General features: G+C 75.3%; 20 protein-coding genes. 4 read left to right on the top strand and 16 right to left on the bottom strand.

Annotated elements, in window-relative coordinates; translation table 11 throughout:
• Window positions 1-4: 4 nt before the first annotated feature.
• The 8 genes from AB0C17_RS21280 to AB0C17_RS21245 form a co-directional block, all read right to left on the bottom strand.
• Window positions 5-1,285, bottom strand: a complete 1,281-nt coding sequence (locus AB0C17_RS21280; protein ID WP_357480021.1) for a D-alanyl-D-alanine carboxypeptidase — start codon at window positions 1,283-1,285, stop codon at window positions 5-7.
• Between the two features lie 96 nt (window positions 1,286-1,381).
• Window positions 1,382-2,104, bottom strand: coding sequence for a polysaccharide deacetylase family protein (locus tag AB0C17_RS21275; protein WP_357388765.1), 723 nt, complete (start codon window positions 2,102-2,104; stop codon window positions 1,382-1,384).
• The gene (locus AB0C17_RS21270; RefSeq protein ID WP_357388767.1) at window positions 2,101-3,264 is read right to left on the bottom strand and encodes a UDP-N-acetylglucosamine--LPS N-acetylglucosamine transferase; all 1,164 of its coding nucleotides are present in this window, start codon (window positions 3,262-3,264) and stop codon (window positions 2,101-2,103) included. The genes AB0C17_RS21275 and AB0C17_RS21270 overlap by 4 nt, the downstream gene beginning before the upstream one ends.
• Window positions 3,265-3,313: 49 nt before the next feature.
• A complete protein-coding gene (locus tag AB0C17_RS21265; RefSeq protein ID WP_357388769.1) occupies window positions 3,314-4,597 on the bottom strand; it encodes a serine hydrolase in 1,284 nt (427 codons plus the stop codon).
• Window positions 4,598-4,697: 100 nt separating this feature from the next.
• Window positions 4,698-5,114, bottom strand: a complete 417-nt coding sequence (locus tag AB0C17_RS21260; RefSeq protein WP_357388771.1) for a protein-tyrosine phosphatase family protein — start codon at window positions 5,112-5,114, stop codon at window positions 4,698-4,700.
• Window positions 5,115-5,212: 98 nt separating this feature from the next.
• Window positions 5,213-5,833 carry a hypothetical protein gene (locus AB0C17_RS21255; RefSeq protein WP_357388773.1) on the bottom strand — a complete coding sequence of 207 codons (621 nt, stop codon included), beginning with the start codon at window positions 5,831-5,833 and terminating at the stop codon, window positions 5,213-5,215.
• 13 nt (window positions 5,834-5,846) lie between these two features.
• Complete coding sequence (locus AB0C17_RS21250) at window positions 5,847-7,631, bottom strand: DUF4012 domain-containing protein (RefSeq protein WP_357388775.1); 1,785 nt, start codon at window positions 7,629-7,631, stop codon at window positions 5,847-5,849.
• A gap of 102 nt (window positions 7,632-7,733) precedes the next feature.
• Window positions 7,734-8,975 (bottom strand): glycosyltransferase family 4 protein, encoded by a 1,242-nt coding sequence (locus tag AB0C17_RS21245; RefSeq protein WP_357388777.1) that lies wholly within the window; start codon window positions 8,973-8,975, stop codon window positions 7,734-7,736.
• Between the two features lie 123 nt (window positions 8,976-9,098).
• On the opposite strand from AB0C17_RS21245, the gene AB0C17_RS21240 reads away from it, so the two are divergent.
• A complete protein-coding gene (locus AB0C17_RS21240) occupies window positions 9,099-9,680 on the top strand; it encodes a low molecular weight phosphatase family protein (protein ID WP_357388779.1) in 582 nt (193 codons plus the stop codon).
• On the opposite strand, the gene AB0C17_RS21235 is transcribed toward AB0C17_RS21240, so the two are convergent.
• On the bottom strand, window positions 9,661-11,109 hold the full coding sequence (locus AB0C17_RS21235; RefSeq protein ID WP_357480018.1) for a polysaccharide biosynthesis tyrosine autokinase: 1,449 nt from the start codon (window positions 11,107-11,109) through the stop codon (window positions 9,661-9,663). The genes AB0C17_RS21240 and AB0C17_RS21235 overlap by 20 nt on opposite strands.
• Window positions 11,110-11,294: 185 nt before the next feature.
• Between AB0C17_RS21235 and AB0C17_RS21230 the strand changes: the two genes are divergently transcribed.
• Together AB0C17_RS21230 and nhaA are read left to right on the top strand one after the other, a co-directional pair.
• Window positions 11,295-13,142 (top strand): polysaccharide biosynthesis protein, encoded by a 1,848-nt coding sequence (locus AB0C17_RS21230; protein WP_357480015.1) that lies wholly within the window; start codon window positions 11,295-11,297, stop codon window positions 13,140-13,142.
• 164 nt (window positions 13,143-13,306) lie between these two features.
• Window positions 13,307-14,608: a Na+/H+ antiporter NhaA gene (gene nhaA / locus AB0C17_RS21225; protein WP_357480012.1), complete on the top strand. Its 1,302-nt coding sequence runs from the start codon at window positions 13,307-13,309 to the stop codon at window positions 14,606-14,608.
• 51 nt (window positions 14,609-14,659) lie between these two features.
• Here nhaA and AB0C17_RS21220 read toward each other — a convergent pair whose 3' ends face one another.
• From AB0C17_RS21220 to AB0C17_RS21190, 7 genes are all read right to left on the bottom strand, one after another.
• The gene (locus AB0C17_RS21220) at window positions 14,660-15,247 is read right to left on the bottom strand and encodes a TMEM165/GDT1 family protein (RefSeq protein WP_357391227.1); all 588 of its coding nucleotides are present in this window, start codon (window positions 15,245-15,247) and stop codon (window positions 14,660-14,662) included.
• A 228-nt stretch (window positions 15,248-15,475) separates the two neighbouring features.
• Window positions 15,476-16,441: an L-histidine N(alpha)-methyltransferase gene (gene egtD / locus AB0C17_RS21215; RefSeq protein WP_357480009.1), complete on the bottom strand. Its 966-nt coding sequence runs from the start codon at window positions 16,439-16,441 to the stop codon at window positions 15,476-15,478.
• Window positions 16,442-16,473: 32 nt separating this feature from the next.
• Window positions 16,474-17,220 (bottom strand): ergothioneine biosynthesis protein EgtC, encoded by a 747-nt coding sequence (gene egtC, locus AB0C17_RS21210; RefSeq protein ID WP_357480006.1) that lies wholly within the window; start codon window positions 17,218-17,220, stop codon window positions 16,474-16,476.
• Window positions 17,221-17,229: 9 nt separating this feature from the next.
• The gene (egtB, locus tag AB0C17_RS21205; protein WP_357391233.1) at window positions 17,230-18,537 is read right to left on the bottom strand and encodes an ergothioneine biosynthesis protein EgtB; all 1,308 of its coding nucleotides are present in this window, start codon (window positions 18,535-18,537) and stop codon (window positions 17,230-17,232) included.
• Complete coding sequence (gene egtA / locus AB0C17_RS21200) at window positions 18,534-19,769, bottom strand: ergothioneine biosynthesis glutamate--cysteine ligase EgtA (RefSeq protein WP_357391235.1); 1,236 nt, start codon at window positions 19,767-19,769, stop codon at window positions 18,534-18,536. The genes egtB and egtA overlap by 4 nt, the downstream gene beginning before the upstream one ends.
• 155 nt (window positions 19,770-19,924) lie before the next feature.
• Complete coding sequence (locus AB0C17_RS21195; RefSeq protein WP_357391237.1) at window positions 19,925-20,650, bottom strand: hypothetical protein; 726 nt, start codon at window positions 20,648-20,650, stop codon at window positions 19,925-19,927.
• Window positions 20,651-20,666: 16 nt separating this feature from the next.
• Window positions 20,667-21,305: an RNA polymerase sigma factor gene (locus AB0C17_RS21190; protein WP_357391238.1), complete on the bottom strand. Its 639-nt coding sequence runs from the start codon at window positions 21,303-21,305 to the stop codon at window positions 20,667-20,669.
• A 503-nt stretch (window positions 21,306-21,808) separates the two neighbouring features.
• Between AB0C17_RS21190 and AB0C17_RS21185 the strand changes: the two genes are divergently transcribed.
• Complete coding sequence (locus AB0C17_RS21185) at window positions 21,809-23,200, top strand: protein kinase (RefSeq protein ID WP_357480002.1); 1,392 nt, start codon at window positions 21,809-21,811, stop codon at window positions 23,198-23,200.
• Window positions 23,201-23,236: the final 36 nt, after the last annotated feature.

Genomic DNA, 23,236 nt, shown 5'->3' with positions numbered 1-23,236 from the left:
GCTTTCACTCCTGTTCCGGAATTTCCGGCTCCCGCAGCGGCGTCCCGATCGACATGGCGACGGCGGCGGCGTTGCGGCGACGCCGGGCCAGCAGCAGCGCTCCCCCGGCCGTCAGCACCGCGCCCACCGCCACCGTCACACCCGTGCCGGGCCGTGGTCCGGGTGCCGCCCCGCCGCCGCGCAGGCCGGCGTGCCCGGCCAGGGCCGAGGCCGCCCCGCCCGCCGGTGGCGCGGACCGGTCCAGCTCCCCCGGCTCGACCAGCCGTCCGACCGACGCGTCACGCGGCTGCGCGAAACCCCAGTCCAGCAGCGCCGCGCCCTGCTGCCAGCCGCGCTGGGTGGTCACCTCGGCGCCGAGCAGCGTCACCACGAGGCGCCGCCCGCCGCGCTCGGCCGCGCCGACGTACGTGTGCCGGGCCAGGTCGGTGAAGCCGGTCTTGCCCCCGAGGGCGCCCGGATAGTGGTCCAGCAGCATGTTGTCGTTGGAGATGGCGAACCCCTTCGCCCGCTGCGCCGGCTGGGCCGGGATCTGCGCCGACCGGGTGGTGTCGTAGCGCCGGAACGCCGGGTCGGCGAAGCACGCCCGCGCGATGAGCGCCAGGTCGTACGCGCTGGTGAACTGCCCCGGCCCGTCCAGCCCGGACGGGGTGACCGCGTGCGTCTGCCGGGCACCGAGCCGGTGCGCCTCCTCGTTCATCGCCCGGATCCCGCCGGCCGGCCCGTCCGGGCCGCCCCCGAGGCGGGCCAGCGCGTTCGCCGCCTCGTTGCCGGAGCGCAGCAGCAGGCCGAGCCAGATCGTCTCGATCCGGTAGCGTCCGCCCTCGACCAGCCCGACAGTCGAGCTGCCCGGCTCGACGGCCAGGTCCCCGGCGGTCACCGTCACCTCCCGGTTCGGGTCCAGCCGGGGCAGCATCGTGGCGGCCAGCAGCAGCTTCTGCACGCTCGCGGGCACCCCGTACTCGTGCGGGCCGCAGCCGCCGAGCACCGCGCCGCTGTCCAGGTCGGCGACCACCCAGGAGGTGGCGATCACCGCCGGCGGCGCGGTCGACGCGGGCGGGACGACCAGCCCGGCGGTGTCCAGCGCGGGGCCGCCGACGGCCCGCGCGGCCGGGTCGGGCGCCGGCGGCGGCTGCGGCGGCCGGGTCGCCGGGGCCGGCACGTTCGGGCAGGGCGGCGCGGACGGCAGCCGGCGTACCGGCGTGCGGACGGCGGCCACCGCGGGCGTCGCCGACGCCGGCAGCAGCAGGGCGGCGGCCAGCGCCACGAAGGATCCCCAGGTCCTCATGACCCGCACGCTAGCCACGCCGACCCGAACGGGTCACCGGCTCGGGGATTCGGGTCCCGGCACTGTCGCCACCGGGTAGGCTCGCCCGCTCGACGATCAGCGCGCGCGGAGCCCGTGGCCGGCCAGCGGGCCGACGTGCCAGCCCCGGCGGCGGCACTCGGCGAGCACGCGCGGAAGGGCGGCCAGACCGGCCCGCCAGGCGCCCGGCGCGGCCGTGCGGGAGGAGTCGTGCAGCAGGATCGTGCCGCCCTCGTCCAGCCCGGCCAGGACGGTGTCCGCGACGGTGTCGGCGGTGGCGGTGGCTGTCCAGTCCCGGCCCCAGCAGCTCCACAGCACCGGCCGCAGGCGCAGCCGCCGGGCGGCCACGAGCGCGGCGGTGGTGAGCACGCCGTACGGCGGTCGCAGGAACCGGGGGGCACGGCCGGTCACGTCGGCGACCAGGGCGTACGCACGGGTCAGGTCGCTGACGGTGCGGGCGGGGCCGCGCAGCAGCAGGTTGTCGTGCGTCCAGCCGTGCACGGCGATCTCGTGGCCGTCGCCGGCGACCCGGCGGCCCAGCGCCGGATGGCGGCGCAGCATCGCGCCGAGCACGAAGAACGTGGCACGGACCCGGTGCGCCGCCAGCACGTCCAGGACGTGGCCGGTGGATTCCGGATCCGGGCCGTCGTCGAAGGTCAGCGCGACCCGGCCGGGCGCCCCGAGCCCGTGCAGCCCGGGCAGCAGCCGCCGCCGCACGGCGGGCAGCGCCGTCACCGCCGGTGCCGCCTGCAACGCCGGCAGCGCCAGCGCGGCGGCCCGGGCGAGGGTGGCCGGTCTCAACGCAGGCCCCCGGTGGACTGCAGCAGCGCGGCGAGGACGGCCACCGCGTCGCCGACCGGATCGAGCAGCGGGCGGCGCGTACCGGCCGGGCCGGCGGGCGGCGCCCGGCGGGCCGCCTCGGCGACCAGTCCGGCCGGGTCCTCGGACACGTCGTCACGGGGCGGGGCCACCGGTCCGGTCCCGATCACCGCCGCGAGCACCGGCCCGAGCTGCTGCGGTGTGCCGGCCCACCGGCTCAGGCCGGCGCGGGCCAGGATCGCCGCGTTCGCGCGTCCGTGCCCGGCGATGGGCCGGTACGTGACCACCGGCAGCCCGGCCGCCAGCGCCTCCTGGCAGGTCAGTCCGCCCGCGTTCTCCACCAGGACGTCGACGGCGCGCATCAGCGCCGGCATGTCGTCCACCCAGCCCAGCACGTACCGGCCGGCGCCGCGCAGCCGGTGGCGCAGCGCCGCGTTGTGCCCGCACACCACCACCGGCCGCACGCCCGCCGCGGCGACCTCGGCCACCGTGGCCGCCACCTCGCCGGCCCCCCAGGCGCCCGCGACGACGAGCGCGAGCACCTCGTCGGCCGGGAGGCCGAACCGCTGCCGGGCCCGCCGCCGGTCCTCCGGGCCGGGCCGGGCGAAGGCGCGGGACACCAGCGGCTGGACCCGTGTGACGTCGGCGGCGCAGTTCTCGTGCGTCTCGGCGTGGCGGACCGCGCAGTACACGTCCACGCCCGGCGCGAGCCAGGTCGGGTGCACCACGAAATCAGTCACATAGGTGATCAGAGGGACACGGAGCCGCCCACGGCACCGCAGCGGCCCGAGGAGCTGGTTGGCGAACGGATAGGTGGTGACCACGGCCCGCGTGTCGGGGGGAATGCGGCGGCGCAGGCGGTGGCGGAACGGCCGCAGCAGCGCGCGGATCCCGCGCACGGCGGTCCGCGAGCTGCCGGTGAGCCGGAACAGCGCGTGGTAACCCCAGGGAAGCCGGTGCAGCACCCTGCGGTACGTCTCGCGTACCGCCCGGTGCGCCGGGCGGGGCAGCAGGTGCAGGAGGTTCAGCCGGTCCACCGCGAAACCCCGCGCACGCAGCCGGTGCGCCAGTTCGTCGGCGGCCCGGTCGTGTCCGGCACCGATGTCCGCCGAGACCACCACGATCCGGCCCGGGTGCTCCATGCCGGGCGCATACCCGCGGAATCGGTGTCCACGCGGCCCGGTGGCCGGGTCAGGCGCGGCGGCGCCCGCGTCGGCGGGCCCGGGCGCGGCGGGCGGTGAGCGCCGCCACCACCCCGCCGACCGCCAGCGCCAGCAGGCCGGCGGCCGGCACGATCACCCGCCAGTCCCCGTCGCCGATGCGGCGCAGCGCCGTACCGCCCGGCCCGCGCCAGGGCTCGCCGGGGGTACGGGTGGGCTCGGCGGCCGGCGCCGGCCCGGGTCGCGGCGCCTCGGCGGCCGGTTCGCCCGGTTCGACCAGGCGGCCGACCGAGGCGTCCCGGGGCAGCCGGAAGCCCCAGTCGAGCAGTTGGGCGCCCTGCTGCCAGCCGCGTACCGGGCGGGCCTCGGCCCCGAGCAGCGTCACCACGAGGCGGCGACCGTCGCGCTGCGCGGCGCCGACGTAGCTGTGCCGGGCCAGCTCGGTGAAGCCGGTCTTGCCGCCGAGCGCGCCGGGATAGCGGTAGACGAGCTGGTTCTCGTTCTGGATCTGGAACCCGCCCTTCTTCAGCGCGGGCTGGGCCGGGATCTGCGTGCGCTCGGTGAGCGCGTACCGGCGGAACGCGGCGTCGGCGAAGCAGGCACGCGCGATGAGCGCCAGGTCGTACGCGGTGGTGAACTGGCCGGGACCGTCCAGGCCGGACGGGGTGACCGCGTGCGTCTGCCCGGCGCCGAGCCGGCGGGCTTCGGCGTTCATCTCGGCGACGCCGGCCTGCGCGCTGCCCGCGCCGAGGCGGGCCAGCATGTTCGCGGCGTCGTTGCCGGACTGGAGCAGCAGGCCCAGCCACAGCGTCGCCACGCTGTAGCGGCCGCCGACGAGCAGGCCGACGGCCGAGCTGCCCGGCTCGATGTCCAGGTCGTCCCGGGTCGCCACGGCCACCTGCTTCGGGTCCAGCCGGCTCAGCATGGTGGCGGCCAGCAGCAGTTTCTGGGTGCTCGCCGGGGTGCCGGGAACGTGTGCGCCGCACGCGCCGAGGACCGCGCCGGTGTCCAGGTCGGCCACGAGCCAGGTGGTCGCGGTGACCGCCGGGGGTGCAGGGCTGCCGGGTGGCACGACGAGGCCGGTGCCGGCCAGCGCCTCGCCGCCCACCGCCGCCTGTTCGGGTGTCGTGGCCGGCGTTGTCGGGCGGGGCGGCCGGCTGACCTTCGGCGCGGGCAGGCGCGGGCAGGGCGCCGCGGGTGCGGGCGCGGCGGCCGGGGCGGCGGGTGTGGTGGCCGGGGCGGCGGCGGCCGGGGCGGGTGCCCCGGTGGTGAGCAGGGTGACGGCGGTGGCGACGGCCAGGGCCCGGGCTCTCATGAGAAGGCACCCTACCGAGCCGGATGATCAGGTCCGGACGCCTCACCGGTGTCGTGACGCCGCGCCGATCGGGCGCTGCCGGTGGGTGACCGGCCGGGTGTCAGCGCACGCCGCGCAGCCACCACCGCTGCCACGGCGTCTCCACCGCGCGCCGGTGATAGTGGGACCGGACCCAGGCCACCGCCCGCGCGGGCGGCAGCCCGTCCAGCACGGCCAACGCGGCGAGCGCGGTGCCGGTCCGCCCGATGCCGCCGTGACAGGCCACCTCGACCCGTTCGCCCGCGTACGCGCGCCGCCACGCCTCGCGCAGCGCGTCGAGGGCGTCGGCGCGGTCGGCCGGGATCCAGAAGTCGGGCCAGCGGACCCGCCGGACCGGCCACTCCGGCTCGGGACCGGGCGCCAGCAGCAGGGCGAAGTCGGCGGGCGAACCGGGCTCGGCGACCCGGCGCCCGCGTACGGTGGCGCCCCCGGGCAGCGTGAGCAGGCCGGCCTGGTCGGTCCACGGTGTCGCGTCCATGGCTCATTGTGTCGTGTCGCCCGGACACGTGAGTGCCCGCCGGACGAGGTCCGGCGGGCACTCACGATCGAGCCGGGTCGTCCCCGGCGCGCCTCGGATCAGCCGAGGCGACGGCGACGCCAGGCCATCGAGGCCAGCAGCAGCACCGCACCGGCGGCGGCCAGGCCACCACCGAGCTTCAGCGGCGTGCCGATGCTGTCACCGGTGACCGGCAGGCCGCCCTTGTGCGGCGGCCGGGTCGGCTTTGGCGGACAGACGGTGCCGGTGGCGCTGGCGATCCGGCCGGACGTCAGACCGGTGGCGGTGAACGTGTACCGACCCGGCTGGGTCGGCCGGTAGGTGACGGTGAAGTTGCCGCTGGCGTCGGCCGTCACGGTGAACGTGGTCGGCGCGGGCTGCGGCTGGGCGCGGTTGGGCGTGTAGGCGACGGGCGCCATCGCCACCGTGCTGCCGTCGCTGCGTCGCGCGGTGCCCTCGGCCGGGGCGGCCACGGGCAGGCCCGAGATCGCCACGTCGATGCGAACCGTCTCATTCGGCGCGAAGTTCGAACCCTGCAGGGTGAACTTCTCGCCGAGGCAGGCGGCCAGCGGCGACACGGTCAGCGAGGCGACTTCCGGCGGGTAGACCGGAGGCTGCGGCTGCGCCGCCCCGGCCGCGGTCGGCACGGCCGCTACGGCCAGGCCCACCGTGAGCGCCATGATGATGCGGGATAGCCGCATGATGGTTTCCCTCCTACTGTTCACAGCTTGGTGCGTTGACTACTTGGGTGGTCCATGGGGTGACGGTGGGCGTGTGCACCAGCTCGGCCGTCCCGGCGCCGGTCTGGCCGGTGAGCACCGTGACGTCGAGCGTCCTGGTCTGCCCCGGGCGTGCCTCCACGTTCGCCACCGCCACCTGGCGGCGGCCGTCGGTGCCGCTGCCCATCGCGGTGTCCCGCCCGTCCAGCCGTCCGGTGAGGACGGCGCCGCCGGTGGGCGTGTGGACGGAGACGAACGTGCGTGCGGTGTACTTGTCGCCGGCCAGGGCCAGCCCGGTGACCGACTCGGTCAGGCCCGACTTCGGGGCGGTGGAGTGCACCGTCACCCGCAGCTTCAGTTCGCGGCGCCCGTCCGGCTGGCATTCGCCGACCGTCACGGTGGCCGAGAACCTGAGGTAGTAACCGAGCTTCGCGCCGCTGCCGTCGTTGAGGAACACGCCGACAGTCGGCACGGTGTCCTTCTCCGGAAGTTGACCGGCCAGCCGGCTGCCGGCCAGTGCGCGCTGTTCCTCAGATCGGACACTCCAGAACAATATCCGACGTTCGTTGATTGAACGGATAAAAACGGTCAAAAGCGCACGCGGGTCGATCGTCTTGGTGAACAGGGTGTCGAAGACACCCGAGGCCGCCTTGGTGAAGTACTCGTCCTGGTCCTTCGTGCCCAGGTCCCGGTACGAGTCACTGAGGAGCGTGCGGACGGCGGTGGCGGGGGCGAGTGCCGGCCCGTCCGGCACGTTGACCGGGCCCAAGACGCCGAGCAGGTAGGACAGGACCACCGGGTCCACCGCCAGCACACCGTCCACAGTCGTGCCGGTCCGGCGGCGCACCATGTCCCGGTAGAGCGCGGCGGCGGCCGGGAAGTCCGGGTTGAGGTTCACGTCCGCCGGATAGATGCCCGGCAGATCGCCCCAGAGCCGCTTCGCCTCCGCGTCGACCTTGAGTGGCGGGTCGAAGAACCGCAGGTCGGACGAACTGCCCTGCTTCACGAGGCGGATCCGTCCACCCTCGGCGCGCAGGACTGCGTACGCGCCGAACATGCCGCCCGTGGCGCGCAGCTCGGCCGGGTTCTGCGAGACCAGCAGATAGCTGCGCGGTCCGTCCGCGCCGAGCAGTGGCGGCAGCAGCCGCGCGCCGCGATCAGCCGCCGAGGTCAGCTCGCCGAGCTGGTCCAGCTCCGCGCGCAGCGCGGTGACCGCGTCGCCTACCTGCGTCACGAGGTCGCCGGTGGGCACCTTCCGCAGCCGGTCGGCAGTCGTGCGCACCGCCTGGTCGGCGGCGGAGACCTCGGCCGAGACGGCGCGCAGGCGGGCCAGGTCCAGCTTGCCCTGCTTCGGCACCAGCGAGGCGAGGTCGACGCGCAGCAGCGTGGGGAACGCGAGCCGGGCCAGGTCGTCCACCGCCACCGAGATCTGCCGTACGGCGGCCAGGTTGTCCCCCGCGTACGGGGTCTGCTGGCCGACCCACCACACCGGATCCCCGGTTTCGCCACGCGCGGCGGCGGCCTGCTCCTGCAACGCGGCGAGCGTGCGCTGGGCCCGGGCCACGTCGCCGTCGAGCACCTGGGCGCTGAGCTCCCGGGCCAGTCCGGCGGCGTTGACCAGGTGGGCGCGGGCCTGCCAGCCCCGGAACACGACCCAGCCGCCGGCGCTGAGCAGCACCGACACGACTACGAGCCCGGTCAGCAGGATCCGGCGGACCCGGGCGCGCCGGCGCCGGCGCGAGCGGCGCCGCCGGACGGGCGTGGCACCAGGTCCGGTCACGGATTCCCCCTACGTGTCGGTCGAATCGGACAGAATTCGCGATCGAGTGCTTTTTAGCACGAGAAAGTGCCTGTTCGAGGCGTTATTCGACGCTCTGATGAATTAGCTGCTGTGTGCGAGTTTTGTTCGGTTCGGCGTGCGCTCGGCCGCCTCGTGCAGCAGCGCCTCGATCCGGTCCACACCGGCCCGCATCGACATGTCCCGCAGGTACGCGTCGCGGCCCCGCCGGCCCATGTCGATCCGGGCGGCCGGCGGGATGGCGGCGGCCAGCCAGAAGCGGTCGGCCAGCGCCGCCCAGTCCTCCGGCGGGCAGGACAGGCCGGCGCGGGCCCGCTCCACCACCTCCGCCGTCTCCCCCGCCGCGGAGGCGATCACCGGCGCGGCGCAGGACAGCGCGGCCTGGAGCTTGTCGGGCACCCGGCCACGCAGCTCCGGCAGGTCGCGCTGGGCCACGAGCTGGTAGTCGGCGGCGGCGTAGAGCTGCGGCATGTCCACGGCGGACCGTCGTTCCAGGAACCGGACGTTGTCCGCGCCGAGGTCGGCGGCGAGCCCCCGGACCTGCCGCTCCTGCGGGCCCGATCCCACGAGCACCAGGTCCATCCGGTCGCCGAGCGCCGCCGCCGCGCGGACCGCCGTCTCCAGATCCTGGCGGACGCCGATCGTGCCGGCGTGCATCACCACGCAGCGGTCGTCCCGGCGGACCAGCCGCCGCACCGCCGGTCCGGCCTGGGTGGGCCGGAAGATGCGCTCGTCGGTCCAGTTCGGCGCCGTGCGCACCCGGCCCGGGTCGGCCCCGCCGGCACGGACGAGATCCGCCATGGACGGCGACCCGACAGCCACCACCGCCGCCTCCCGGTAGAGGCGACGGGTCGCGGCCTCCAGCCGCGCCGGCCGCCCGCTGTCCCGCTCGGCGCGCCCGTCCCGCTCGGTCCACACGTCCTGCACGTGCAGCACTGTCGGCGTGCGGCCGAGCAGCCGCCGCAGCCCGGTGGCGGCGAACGTGACCGCCGGGTGGCCGTAGACGTAGAGCACGTCGACGTCGCGCAGCAGTCCCCGGCCGGCGAGCGCGGCACTGCCGGCGAAGGACAGCCAGCTCGTGGTGCGGGCACGGGCGGAACCGTCGCCCGCGGCGTACCGGGGAACCCGGCGCACGGTCAGCCGCTCGCTGTGCGTCTGGTGCCGCCAGCGCTGCCGCCAGCCGGGATAGACGTGGCCGCCGGGGTAGTCCGGGAAACCGGTGAGCACCCGCACCTCGTGGCCCCGGGCCACCAGCTCCTCGGCCAGGCTGCCCGGGACGAACGCCGGCTCGGGCGGGAAGTGGTAGGTGAGGATGCCGACCCTCATGACGACGCTCCCGGCGCGGCTTTCCGGACGGCCGGGCGCCGCACCGCGTACGATTCCCGCATCCCCTCTGCGTCCGGCCGCGACCGCCGGAAGAACGCCGTCGCGGCACCCTCCGTCGCGACCGTGCCGACGAGAGGGGTGCAGATGGTCGACGAGGTGCTCTTCGTCTGCCACGCGAACATGTGCCGGTCACCGATGGCGGAGTTCATCGCCCGCCGCATGCTGGCCGGCCTGCCGTTGGCGGTGACCAGCGCGGGGACCGACGCGATCGACGGGGCGGCCATGCACCCATACGCGGTCGAGGTGACCGCGGCCACCGGCGCGGACCCGGCGGCCTTCCGGACCCGCCGGCTGCGCCCGGAGCACCTGACCGGGGCGGCGCTGGTGCTGACCGCGACCCGCCGGCAACGCTCGGCCTGCACCTCGCTGGCACCGGCCGCGCTGACCCGGACGTTCACGCTGCGGCAGTTCGCCCGGCTGGCGGCCGAGGCCCGCCCCGCCGAGGCGGAGGCGGATGCGGGCACGCCGTTGCGGGCGGCGGTGTCGGCCGCGGTCCGCGCCCGGGGGCGGCTGCAACCCGCCGCCCCCGACGCGGAGGACCTGCGCGATCCGATCGGCGGTTCGCCCGCCGACTTCCGGCGTTGTGCCGAGGAGATCGAGCGGTCGATCCGGCCCGTACTCGCACTCATCGCGACAGCCGGGTGAGTTCCTGCGTCCGGTCGCCCGCGGCCTTCGCGCCCCGCCGCGTTCCGGCCCGGTCGGCCGGCACGGAGGGCGCCGCGGGCGGCACGACCACCTTGTACGCCTCGTACTGGTAGGCGTCCGACTTGGCCACCTTGGCCATGTTCAGCACGCAGCCGAGCAGGCGCACCGAGACCGAGCTGAGCGCTTGCGCCGCCGCCGCGACCTGGCTGCGGGAGGTACGCCCCTGCTGGGTGACCAGGAGCGCGCCGTCGGCCTGCACGGCCACCACCACGCCGTCGGTGACCGCGAGCAGCGGCGCGGTGTCGAGGACCACGATGTCCGCCGAGTCCCGCAGCGCCACCAGCAGGTCCGCCATGGACTTCGAGCCGAGCAGCTCGCTCGGGTTGGGCGGGGTGGCGCCGCTGGGCAGCACCAGCAGGGACTTCTCGCCCCAGCGCTGCACCACGTCACCGACCTGGACGTCGCCGACCAGCACGTCGGTGAGGCCGACGCCGCCGTCGAGCCCGAGGTAGTCGGCGACCTTGGGGCGGCGCAGGTCGGCGTCGATCAGCAGCACCCGCCAGCCCGCCTCGGCCAGCGCGATGGCGGTGTTGCAGGCCATCGTGGTCTTGCCCTCGCCCTGCAGCGCGCTGGTGACCGCGATGACCCGGGCCGGCTCGTGGACGTCCACGAAGCGCAGGTTGGTACGCAGCTTGCGGACCGCCTCGGCGCGGGCAGAGGTGGCCGCGTCACCGACGATCAGCGGCGCCGCCTTCGCGCCGGTCTCGTACGGGACCTCGCCGAGCAGCGGGCTGCCGGTCACCCGTTGCAGCCCGGCGCCGTCGCGCATCCGGACGTCGGCCACCCCGCGCAGCACGGCCAGCGCGGCGCCGAGCAGCAGGCCGAGCAGACCGCCCAGGACCAGGTTGCGGGTGGGCTGCGGCGAGACCGGGTTCGAGGTGACCCGGGGGCCGCTCACCACCTCGATCTTGATCGGCGGCGCCTTGCCGTCCGGCGGCGTCTCGACCTTGCGCACCAGCTCGGTGAACTTCGTCGCGAGCGCCTCGGTGGTCTTCAGCGCCCGAGTCTGGTCGGTGTCGGTGATCGTCGCCTTGAGCAGCACCGTGCCGGTGGTGCTGGCCGTGCTGATCCGGCTGCGCACCTGGTCGGCGGTGAGGCCCAGCGGCGCGTCGGCGACGACGCTCTGCGCCAGCCGGTCGCTGGTGAGCAGGTCACCGTAGGACTTCACCCGCTGTTGGAGGAACAGGCTGCCCTGGTAGGCGTCGGTGACTCCCTGGCTGGGCGTGGTGACGAAGAACGTCACCGAGGCCTCGTACCGAGGCGCCGTCCGGACCGTCACGAGCGCGGCGGTGCCCACGGCGAGCATCACCGCCACCAACACGATCCACCAGTGGCGTCGGACCAGGCGCAGGTAGCCGAGAACGTCCATCACGCTCCCCCTCGCAACACGCCGGCCTGCCGATGAAACTGCACGAAAGCCCCCTAAAAGCACCAGTCGCCATGCCAGGATCAAATCGCCCATTCACGACGTTACGTGACTGGACGAATGTAAACGACTAAGCAGGCACAGAAGGTCTAATCCTTTCAATCCGGATAGGACGCAGAGGGCAGCCCATGGATCGTGAAGCCAGCACAACCGTGCGACCGCACAGCCGGATCACCCACCGAGCCGCCACCCTTTCCCTGTTAACGCTGGACACGGCCGCGTGGTGCGGCGGATTTCTCGGCGCCGCCTGGACGCGGTTCGAGTTCGACCTCACCGCCGACGCCAGCGCCCGTACGCTCGCCCTGGCGCTGGCCTGCGCCGCGCTGTACGCCGCACTCACGCTGCTGCGGTCCCGGATCTACGGCCGCTACCCGATCGGCAGCTCCGGGGACGCCCAAGGGCTGGCCGTCACCGTTGCGCTGGTCGCCGCCGTCGGCCTCGCCGCCGTGCTGCCGTGGGCGCAGCGGCCGGTCCCGGCGAGCACGCCGCTCGTCGGCGGCACCGTCGCCCTGGTGGCGATGGCCACCGCCCGCGGCCTCTGGCGGGCCTACGCCGACCGCCATCAGCCCGCCGCCCAGCACGCCGAACGCTGCCTGGTCTACGGGGTGGACGCGGCCAGCGAACGGCTGGTCCGGACGCTGCTGCACGACCCGGGCAGCGGCTACCGGCCGGTGGGCCTGCTCGACGACGCGCCCGACAGCCGCGGCCTGCGGCTGGAGCGGCTGCGCGTGCTGGGCGGCCGGGAACAGGTCGGCGACGCGGTCCGGGCGACCGGCGCGACCACAGTCATCTTCTCCATGAGCAGCTCGGACCCGCAGTTGCTGCGCGACGTCCGCACCCGCACGCTGGAGGCCGGAGCGGCGTTCAAGGTCCTGCCGCCGGTACGCGAGCTGCTCGACCGTCCGGTCGCCGCCACCGACGTACGCGACCTCCAGCTCACCGACCTGCTGGGCCGCGCGCACCGGGTGGCCGAGCTGAGCGTCGAGCGCGGCGGGCTGGCCGGCCGCCGGGTGCTCGTCACGGGCGCCGGCGGCTCGATCGGCTCGGAACTGTGCCGGCAGATCGCCCGCTGCGAGCCCGACGAGCTGATGATGCTCGACCGCGACGAGTCCGCGTTGCACGCGCTGCAGATGTCCCTGCACGGGCGCGCGATGCTGGACGGCCCGGAGCTGATCCTGGCCGACATCCGCGACGCCGAGGGCATCGCCCGGGTGGTCGCCGACCGGCAGCCCGACGTGGTGTTCCACGCCGCGGCGCTGAAGCACCTCACCCTGCTCCAGCGCCACCCCGGCGAGGCGATCAAGAGCAACATCCTGGGTACGCTCAACGTGCTGGAGGCGTGCCGGGACGTCGCCGAGTTCGTGAACATCTCCACCGACAAGGCGGCCAACCCGACGAGCGTCCTCGGCTACTCCAAACGGATCACCGAGCGGCTGACCGCGTACCACGCGCAGCGGCTCGACGGCAGATACCTGAGCGTCCGCTTCGGCAACGTGCTGAGCAGCCGCGGTTCGGTGCTCACCGCGTTCCAGGCGCAGATCCGGGCGGGGGTGCCGATCACCGTCACCCACCCCGACGTGACGCGCTACTTCATGACCGTGCAGGAGGCGGTGCACCTGGTGCTCCAGGCCGCGACGATCGGGCGGGGCGGCGAGGCGCTGGTCCTCGACATGGGCGAGCCGGTCCGGATCGCCGACGTGGCACGCCGGCTGGCCGCCGAGGCGGGCCGGCCGGTGGAGATCGTCTTCACCGGCCTGCGCCCGGGCGAGAAGCTGCACGAGCACCTGTTCGGCGCCGACGAGGTGGACAGCCGTCCGCTGCACCCGTTGATCTCCCACGTCGCGGTGCCCGCGCTGGACCCGGACGAGGTGCGCGGGCTGGACCCGTACGCCGACCCGGAGGAGCTGGTCAAGCGGATGGCCGCCTTCTGCGAGCCGGCCGGGGTGTCCCTGCCGGCGCTGCCCGGGCAACGCTGACCCGGCGGCCGACGGGACGCCGTATCCAGGAGGTGGGATCGGCGTCCCATCGGCCGGAGAGCGGCTCGCCGGCGGTGGCGGACGCCCGATAGGGTTGGTCCCGGTGTGCCGGGAAGCCTGGTCGGCGATGACTCCGCCGACCCCAGCTTCCGAACGGATCCCGCATGCGCCAGCACACCCCGCACCGCCCCCGCCTGCTGTCCCGCCGTTCCTGGCCGGAGGCCCGCTTCCTGGCCGACGTGCTGCGCACCGAGACGGTCGGCGGCGGCCTGCTGCTGCTCGGCGCGGTGCTCGCCCTGGTCTGGGCCAACTCGCCGTGGCGGGCCGGGTACGCCGAACTGAGCCACTGGGTGCCCTGGCCCGGCGGCGCCGGGCTGCACCTGGACCTCGACCTGCGCACCTGGGCCGCCGACGGGCTGCTGGCGATCTTCTTCTTCGTGGTCGGTCTGGAGCTCAAGCGCGAGTTCGTCGCCGGTGACCTGCGTGACCCCCGCCGGGCCGCGCTGCCGGTGATCGCCGCGCTCGGCGGCATGGTCGCGCCCGCGCTGATCTACCTGGCGGTGACGCTCGGCGCCGGCGGCACCGGCCTGCGCGGCTGGGCCATCCCCACCGCCACCGACATCGCCTTCGCACTCGCCGTGCTCGCCGTGGTCAGCTCCCACCTGCCGCAGGGGCTGCGCGCCTTCCTGCTCACCCTCGCCGTGGTCGACGACCTCTTCGCGATCACCATCATCGCGATCTTCTACACCGACGCGTTCCACCCGTTGCCGCTGCTCGCCGCGCTGCTGCCGATCGCCGCGTTCGGGCTGCTCGTGCAGAAGCGGCGAACCTGGTGGTGGGCGCTGATCCCGCTCGCGGTGACCGCCTGGGCGCTGGTGCACGCCTCCGGTGTGCACGCCACAGTGGCGGGCGTGCTGCTCGGGTTCACCGTGCCGGTGCTGCGCGGGCGCGACGGCGCACCCGGGCTGGCCGAGCGGCTGGAGCAGCGCTGGCGGCCCGTCTCCGCCGGCCTGGCCGTACCGGTCTTCGCCTTCTTCGCCGCCGGGGTGACGCTGGTCGGGGTGGATGTGGGCGGCGTGCTCACCAGCCCGGTGGTGCTCGCGGTCGCCGCCGGGCTGGTGATCGGCAAGGTGATCGGCGTGTTCGGGTCGACGTACCTGCTCGCCCGGTTCACCCGGGCCGAACTGGACGAGGAGATCACCTGGGCCGACCTGGCCGGGCTCGCGCTGCTGGCCGGCATCGGCTTCACCGTGTCGCTGCTCATCGGCGAGCTGGCGTTCGGCCCCGGCAGCCCGGAGGAGGACGGCGTCAAGGTGGCGGTGCTGCTCGGCTCGCTCACCTCCGCCCTGCTGGCCTCGGTGGTGCTGGTCCGCCGCAACCGGGCCTACCGGCGGATCAGTGAGCGCGAGAGCCGGGACGCCGACGGTGACGGCGTACCGGACGTCTACCAGCAGGGCCCGGCCTGACGACGCCGGCCGCCGTTCCCGCAGCGGGAACGGCGGCCGGCGTCGCTGCGGTCAGTTCAGCTCGGCGACCGCCTCGAAGATCAGCCACAGGCCGCAGATGGCGAACAGCACCGCCGCGCCGTAGCGGATGGTCCGCTCCGGCAGGTGCCGGCCGAGCATCCGGCCCACCAGGATCGCCAGCGCGTCCGCGGCGACCATGCCGAGTGTCGAGCCGAGCCAGGTGCCGAACCAGCCGTACTTGGTGGCCAGCGTGATGGTGGCGAGCATTGTCTTGTCGCCCAGCTCGGCCAGGAAGAACGCCACACCGACGGCGATGACGGCGGACTTGCCGCCGCGCTCGGCCTTGCGCTTCTCCTCCTCGGTCAGCTTGTCGCCGCGCAGCGTCCAGGCGCCGAAGCCGAGGAACGCCACACCGGCGATGAGCGAGATCCACCCGGTGGGCAGGGCGGCGCCCAGGCCGTACCCGATGGCCACCGAGGCCAGGTGGACGACGGCGGTGGCGATCGTGATGCCGATGAGCACCGGCACCGGCTTGAACCGCGTGGCGAACGTCAGCGCCATGAGCTGGGACTTGTCGCCCAGCTCGGCCACGAAGATGACGCCGAAGCTGACCACCAGCGCGACGAGGAAACCCTCCATGTGAACCTTCCCGATCAAGCCGGGAGGAGGAACGGGGGCGCCCTCGACCCGGCTGCGACAGCCTGAGTCGAAGGTCTCGCCCGCCCCGGGGACCGGGGCCGCGTGGCCGGGTGCGGAACGCACCAGTGTGTCGACCACGACATTGGGGGCTACTCCCCTTCGCGCCGACCAGCCTAGCCGATCACCGGCCCGGCCGGTCACCGGGTGTGGTCGCGGCCACCCCGAGCCTCAGTCGGCCCGGGCCAGGCTCACCCCGAACAACCCGTCCGGATCGGTCCAGAACGCCCGCCTGTCGAACCCGGCGGCGGTCAGCTCGGCGGCGATCCCCTCCGGCCGGAACTTCGCCGACACCTCGGTCCGCAGCTCCTCACCGGCGGCGAACACCACGTCGGTGTCCAGGACCCGCACCCGGGTCGGGTGCTCGGCGCGCAACCGCATCTCGATCCACTCCCGCTCGGGATCCCAGACGGCCACGTGGCGGAACGCGTCGACGTCGAAGTCCGCACCCAGCTCGCGGTTGATCACCCGGAGCACGTTGCGGTTGAACTCGGCGGTCACACCCGCCGCGTCGTCGTAGGCGGGCACGATCACGCCCGGGTCCTTGACCAGGTCGGTGCCGACCAGCAGCCAGTCGCCGGTCTCCAGCGCCGCGCGCATCGCGGTGAGGAACCCGGTCCGCTCCGCCGGCAGCAGGTTGCCGATCGTGCCGCCGAGGAACGCCACCAGGCGCCGGCCGCCGGTGGGCAGCCGGTCCAGGTGGCGGGTGAAGTCGCCGACGATCCCCCGGACCCGCAGCCCCGGGTACGCGGCGGCGATCTGCTCGGTGGACGACCGCAACGCGCTCACCGACACGTCCAGCGGCACGAAGGTGCCCAGGTCGCCGTGGCGGGTGAACGCGTCCAGCAGCAGCCGGGTCTTCTCCGACGAGCCCGAACCCAGCTCGATCAGCGTCTTCGCGCCGGTCATGGTGGCCACGTCGTCGGCGTGCGCGGCCAGCACCGCCCGCTCGGCCCGGGTCGGGTAGTACTCCGGCAGGCGGGTGATCTCCTCGAACAGCTCGCTGCCCCGGGCGTCGTAGAACCACTTTGGCGGCAGCCACTTCGGCGTCGCGGCCAGCCCGACCCGTACGTCCTCCCGCAGACCACGGTCGAGGTCCTGCTGCTCCAGGTGGATCTCCAGCGGCTCCGCGCTCATCGAGTGTCCTCTCTTGCGGTGGGTACGGATCGTCAGGCGGCGGTCGTCTCCCGCACGTCGAGCCCGCCCGTGGTCGCCACCACGAGCCGGCCGTCCGGCACGGCCCGCCAGGCCGGGTCGTCGTCGAACGGTTCGGATGCCAGCAGCACCGAGCCCGGGCCACGGCGCACCGACAGCGCGTGCCCGGCCGTGCTCGCCACCACTGTCGTACCGTCGGTGAGCAGCAGGTTCAGCCGCGAGCCGGGAGCGGCGGCGGTGACCGCCGCGACGGTGTCGGCCACCGCCGCGTCCGGCGGGGCGCCGGCGCGCAGCCGGTGCCGGACCAGCGCCCACAGCAACGCCGAGTCGGTCGGCACGTCCAGGGTGATCAGGTCGCGGACGGGCAGGCCGGCGGCGAGCGGGACCAGGCTGTCCGGCCAGCCCCGCACCACGCCGTTGTGGCTGAACAGCCACCGCCCCTCGGCGAAGGGTGCGGCGGCGGTCTCGTGCAGCGGCATGCCGACGGTGGCGGAGCGGACGGCGGCCAGCACCGCCCGCACCCGCGTCACGGCGGCCAGCTCCGGCAGCGTGGTGTCGCTCCACATCGGCTGCGCCCGCCGGTAGCGGACCGGGTCGCCGTCGTCCGGGTACCAGGCGACGCCGAAGCCGTCGGCGTTTATCGTGCCGCCGCCGCGCATGTCACGCGGCGCCCACGACTGGCGCAGCAGCCCGTACGGCGGGTCGGACAGCAGGCTGCGCAGGAGCACCGGTGGACCGAGGTACGCGAGGTGACGGCACATCGGGCCGGCTCACTCCTCCGGGCCGGCGTCGCGGGCGCAGCGGAACCCGCTGAAGATCTGCCGCCGGATCGGGTAGTCCCAGTTGCGGAACGTGCCCCGGCAGGCGGCCCGGTCGGTGCCGAACGAGCCGCCCCGCAGCACCCGGTGGTCGTCGCCGAAGAAGACCTCCGAGTACTCCCGGTAGGGGAACGCGGTGAAGCCCGGGTGCCCCCGGAACGGCGAGGAGGTCCACTCCCACACGTCGCCGACGAGCTGGTGCACGCCCAGCGGCGAGGCGCCGCCCGGGTACGCGCCCACCGGCGCCGGCCACAGGTGCCGCTGGCCCAGGTTGGCGTGCTCGCCGGTCGGGTCCTCGTCACCCCACGGGTATCGGCGGGACCGGCCGGTCGCCGGATCCCAGCGGGCCGCCTTCTCCCACTCCGCCTCCGTGGGCAGCCGCTTGCCGGCCCACGCCGCGTACGCCTGTGCCTCGTACCAGCAGACGTGCACCACCGGCTCGTCGTCGCGTACCGCCGACCAGCGGCCGAACCGGCGGTACGCCCAGCCGTCCCCGTCGCGCCGCCAGTGCATCGGCGCGCTCAGGCCCGCCTCGACGCGGTGCCGCCAGCCGGCCTCGCTCCACCAGCGCGGCTCGTCGTACCCGCCGTCGGCGATGAACGCCCGGTACTGGCCGTTCGTCACCGGCGCGGCGTCGATGAGGTACGCGGGCAGGTCGACGGTGTGCGCCGGGCGCTCGTTGTCCAGCGCCCACGGGTCGGTGGAGGTGCCCATGGTGAACGGACCGGCCGGCACCCGTACCTCCCCGCCGACCCGGGCCCGGGGCTCCGGCGGGGGCGGCGCGTCCAGCACCGGGGCGCCGGCGCGCAGCTGGTGGGTGGCGAGCATGGTCTCGTCGTGCTGCTGCTCGTGCTGCAGGATCATGCCGAACGCGAACCCGTCGGCGACGAGGGGACGCTCGGTGAAGCGGATGCCGTCGAGCAGGTCGAACACCTTGTCCCGGACCGTCCGCACGTAGGCGCGGGCCTCGGCGGGCGGCAGCAGCGGCAGCGCCGGCCGGTCCTTGCGGGGCTGCTTGAACGCGTCGTAGAGGTCGTCGATGTCGTGGCGCACCGGGTCACGGCCGCCGACGTCGCGGACCAGCCACAGCTCCTCCTGGTTGCCGACGTGCGCCAGGTCCCAGACCAGCGGCGACATCAGCGTGGAGTGCTGCCGGACCAGGTCGTCGTCGTCCACCGCGTCGGTCAGCAGGGCGGTACGGGCCCGGGTCCGCTCCAGCTCCGCGGCGATCCGGTCGCGTAGTCGCTCGGTGGTGGTCACCGGTGTCCCCTCTCCGCGGCGGCGCGGCGCCGCCGGATCGCTCGATCGGTCTCGTCGTGGATGCCGTCCGGCAGGCCGAGCCGGGGCAGGGCCGTCAGGGCCAGGTCGAACAGCGCCGCCGCGGCGCTCGCCAGGGGACGCTCGGCCAGCCCGCACCGGGCCGCCGCCTGCCACCTGTCGGCGACCGGACCGGCCACGGCGAGCGCGTCCCGGGTGGTGGCCGGGTCGGCGAAGAGCGCCGCCAGCACCGCCAGCGGCACCGTCCACTCCGGGCCGGGCTGGGTGTCCAGGTAGCGCAGCTCCAGGTAGCCGCGCGGGCGTACCGGCGGGAACAGCGTGCTCAGGTGGTATTCCAGGTCGTCGGTGGTGGGCGGGCGGGGCAGCGCGCCGGCCAGCCAGTCGGCGAACGTGACACCGGGCGGCGCGGTCCAGTCCGGGCCGTCGCCGCGTACGCACAGCAGCGGCGCGGCGAGCGCGTACCCGGTCCAGGCCGCCACCGGGTCCTCGTCGGCGTGCCGCGGCGACCACACCGGCCTGGTCCGGGCCGGGTCGATGGCCAGCCAGGTGGCCATCCGGGCGGACGCCCAGCCGGTGCGGCGGCCGGCATGCCGGTCGGCGGTGGCGAACGCGGCGAGCAGCGGCGGGCCGACGGCGTGCGCGGCGGCCCAGCGCTGCGCCAGGTGCTGCGGCTCGCCCGCGTCCAGGCAGACCTGGAGGCCGGCGGTGCTGTACATCATCGCCCGTCCGGCCGGGCCGCGCCGGTCGAAGGCCCGGCGCATGGCCCGGTAGCGGGGGGTCTCCACGACGGGCCGGGGCAGGCGCCAGGGGTCCATCCCGCTGCGGCCGAGCACCAGGCCGGCGGCGTCCAGCCGGGCCCGCAGCTCGGCGACGTCGGCCTCGGTAGCCAGGATGAGCGCGGCGACCGACGAGCGCGGCATCGCGGAGATCTCCACCTGCCCGCCGGGCTCCACGGTCACGGCGCCGCCGCGCCGGAGCTCGCCGGCCGGGCTGGTGGGGTCGAGGGTCACGGGGCTGTGCCGCCCCAGCGCCTCGCGTAGTCGCTCGCGGTCGACCGGCCGGGCCGGGTCCGCGGCGTCGTGCACTGTCCATTCCAGTTCGACGCCGACGAGTGCGGGTGGCCCGGTCTTGAAGCAGATCCGGGCGAGGTGGCCCCGGGCCGCCTCCTCGCCCCCCAGGACCACTGCCCGGTCCAGGTCCGGTGACATCACCATGGGACGGCTCCTCCTCGGCGGTGGGCGGCCACGTCGTGGCGGCGGGCCCGGCCGGGACGGCACGGGACGCCGTCCCACCATCCTCTGTCTAGCAGATGAGATCCGCTTGCCCAGGGAGATGAATTATTGTCCGGAATCTGATTGCGCGGTGGCGTTCAGTCGTCCTCGTCGTCCGGGTCCTCCGCCGGCTCGTCCACCAGGTTCCGGCAGTAGCTCTCCACCTGCTCGGGGCCGCCGGCCGCGGTCACCAGGTCGGCGAAGCCCGGTGCGGTGAGCGCCTTCGCCCGCTGCCGCTCCGACTTGGCCAGGTAGGCGCGGCAGTGCCCGGCCATGCTGTTGTTCCCGCGGGTCGGGGACGCGGAGGGCGGGGTCGCGCCGCTCGGCGTCACGCTCGGTGTCGCAGCCGGCGGTGACGTCGCGTCGGACGCGTCGCCGGCCGGTGTGCTCGGCGCCGGCCGGGAGGGGCCGGTGACGGCGGGGCCGGCGCCGGTCGGGCCCTCGCCGGTGGGGCGGGCCGTGGTGGCGGGCGGGAGGACCGGCTCGGGCTCGCGGTCCAGGCGCACCGCGGCGAACGCCACCCCGGCGACGGCGGTGGCGGCCAGCCCGGACAGCGCGGCGGCGATCCGCAGGCGCCGGCGCGGACGCGGCGCGACAACCGGTCCGGCCGCCGGTGACGCCCCGGACGTCCGGGCCGCCCGGAAGGCGGCGAGCGCCTGCTCCTCCCCGGCGACCTCGCCGGGTTCCGCAGGTCCGGCCGCGGCGGACAGCAGCCGGGTCAGCGGGTCCGCGTCGGCCGCCGGCGGCGTGCCGGCGCGCGCGGCGTCGAGCAGGCGGTCGGACTCCGCCCGGTCGGCGGGCCCGCCGGACCGGCGATCGTGCATGCCGTCTCCCCTCACGTCAGCCCTCCGCCGGCTCGGCCTCGGGCGCGTGCGGCACCTGGCGGTCGGTACGGGGACGCGGCGCGGTGGCGTCCCGGACGTCGTCCGGCGCGGCCCGCGCCGCCGCCGAGCGCTCCAGCATCGCGGCCAGCCGGCGCAGGCCCCGGTGCGCGGCGGTGCGCACCGCGCCGGCCCGCCGGCCCAGCACCCGCCCGGCGGTCTCCGCGTCCAGGCCGATCACGGCCCGCAGCATCACCGCCTCGGCCTCCGCCGGCGGCAGCGTACGGATCAGCGCCAGCGCGTTCTCGGTGGCGATGGCCTCGCCGGCCCGGTCGGCGGTGTCGACGTCGGCGGCCAGGTCGTTCAGCGCCTGCACCGGCACCGGCACCGAGGGACGTCGCCGCTGCCGGCGCAGGTGGTCCATGGCGCGGTTACGGGCGATGGTGACCACCCAGGCGCGGAACTCGCCGCCGGTGAACGACGGCAGGTCGCGGGAGATCTGGAGCCACGCCTCCGAGGCCACGTCTTCGGCGTCGGTCCCGACGAGCGCGGTCAGGTAGCGCAGCAGGGCGGGTTGCAGGCTGCGGTAGAGGAATCGGAACGCCTCCTCGTCGCCCGCCTGGGCAGCGGCGACCGCCTCGTTCAGCTCGGCCGTCACGCGCGCCGTCCGGCCCGGCTGACGGCCCGGCGCCGGGCGTCAACGGCAGCCGGTGGCCACACCGCCATCCGCACTCGCCCCCCCCGGTGAGCTGATCAGGCACGCGCACGAGCGTGCGGTGCGCCATGGAACACCGCCCGCGGCAGCGGGCGTCGGCGGGACATACCGTACCGGCGGCCGGCTGCGGCCGGGAGTCGGGCCGACACGGGAACCCGCGGGGGCGCCTCGGCAAGGCGTCGGCCGCCGGGAAAACAGAGAGAAATGTCTAGCGCCGACTCCGGCGTGTCGTGGTAACACCGAGGGCGGCCGCGACGCTCACCGCTGCGGTCCGCGCCGCCGCGGGAGAGCCCGCCACGCGGGGGCGGGTGACTTTCTGGCCGATCGTACCGGGTCGATCACGATCAGCCGATCGGCGTACCGGCTGTCGGACACCCGGCCGATCGGGCAGCCGGAGCCGGGCACGGATCTCGCGGGAAATACTTCGCGCCCGCTGTGGGTACGGTATGGGGGTGCTGTCCTCAGACGTCGTACTCAGCGGTCGGTACCGCCTGGATGACCGTGTCGCCACCGGCGGCATGGGCGACGTCTGGCGTGCCACCGACCTGGTCCTCGGCCGTCCGGTCGCGGTGAAGGTGCTGCTTCCCGCCCTGGTGTCCGACCCCGACTTCATCGCCCGGTTCCGCGCCGAGGCGCGGATCATGGCCTCACTGCGCCATCCCGGCGTGGTCCAGGTCTTCGACTGCGGCGAGGACGAGCTGCCCAGCGGCGGGCGGGCCGACTACCTGGTGATGGAGTTCGTCGCCGGTGAGCCGCTGTCCCGGCGGATCGAGGACGCCGGGTGCCTCGAGGTGGCCGAGACCATGTCGATCGTGGCCCAGGTGGCGCAGGCGCTGCACGCGGCGCACGGGCGCGGCATCGTCCACCGCGACGTGAAGCCGAGCAACCTGCTGGTGCAGGACGACGGCACTGTGGTCCTGGTCGACTTCGGGGTGGCCCGCTCGACCAACGTCACGAGCATCACCAGCACGAACGCGGTGCCCGGCACCGCCCTCTACATGGCGCCGGAGCAGGCCGCCGGCCGGCCCGTCTCGGGTGCCACCGACGTGTACGCGCTCGGTGCCGTCGCTTACTGCTGCCTCACCGGCAGCCCGCCGTTCACCGGCGACAACCCGCTCCAGGTGGCCGTACGCCATCTCGACGACGAGCCGCCGGAGCTGCCGGCGGAGATCCCGCCGGCGGTGCGGGAGCTGGTGTCCCGGGCGCTGGCCAAGGATCCGGCCGACCGCTATCCGAGCGCCGCGGCGATGGCCGACGCGGCCCGGGCCGCGCGGACCGACTCGCCGGCCGCGACGACGGCGCTACGCGGCGCGGCGGGCTCGGCGCGGTCCCGCGACGACCAGCCGGCGGTCCGCCCGGGCGCCGCGGTGGCGACCTCGCGGCGGCGGGGCCGGCGCGGCACGCTCGTCGGTGCGCTGGGCGCGGTGCTGGTGGCGATGGGCGCGCTGGGCGCGCTGGTGGCCGCCGCGAACGACACCACCGAGCCGGCCACGAAGATCGACTCGACGGCGCCCGCCGTCGCGCCGAGCGACCCGGCCGCGGAGCCGGTCGCCGACGAGCCGTCGGCGAGCGACGAGTACACCTACCGTCCGGTCGGCCCGGGTGGCCGGCCGTCGGCCACGCCCTCGGTGACGCCGAGCGCCTCGCCGACCCCGTCGGCCCAGCCGAGCGTGACGGAGGCGCCGGCACCGACCCGCGAGCCGAGCAGCACGCCGTCCAGCGCACCGACGACGACGGCGCCCACCACGCCGCCCGCGCCCGACCCGACCACCGCCGACCCGGGCACCGGTCCCGGTGGCGGCGGTGACACCGGCGGGCAGCCGGCCACCCAGCCCTGACGCACGGCAGCGACGAGCCGGCCCCGCCCACCGCGG

This window comes from Micromonospora sp. NPDC048887 (assembly GCF_040649715.1).
Lineage (GTDB): Bacteria > Actinomycetota > Actinomycetes > Mycobacteriales > Micromonosporaceae > Micromonospora.
The sequence above is the reverse complement of the archived record's forward strand: the minus strand, read 5'-3'. Positions and strand labels throughout refer to the sequence as shown.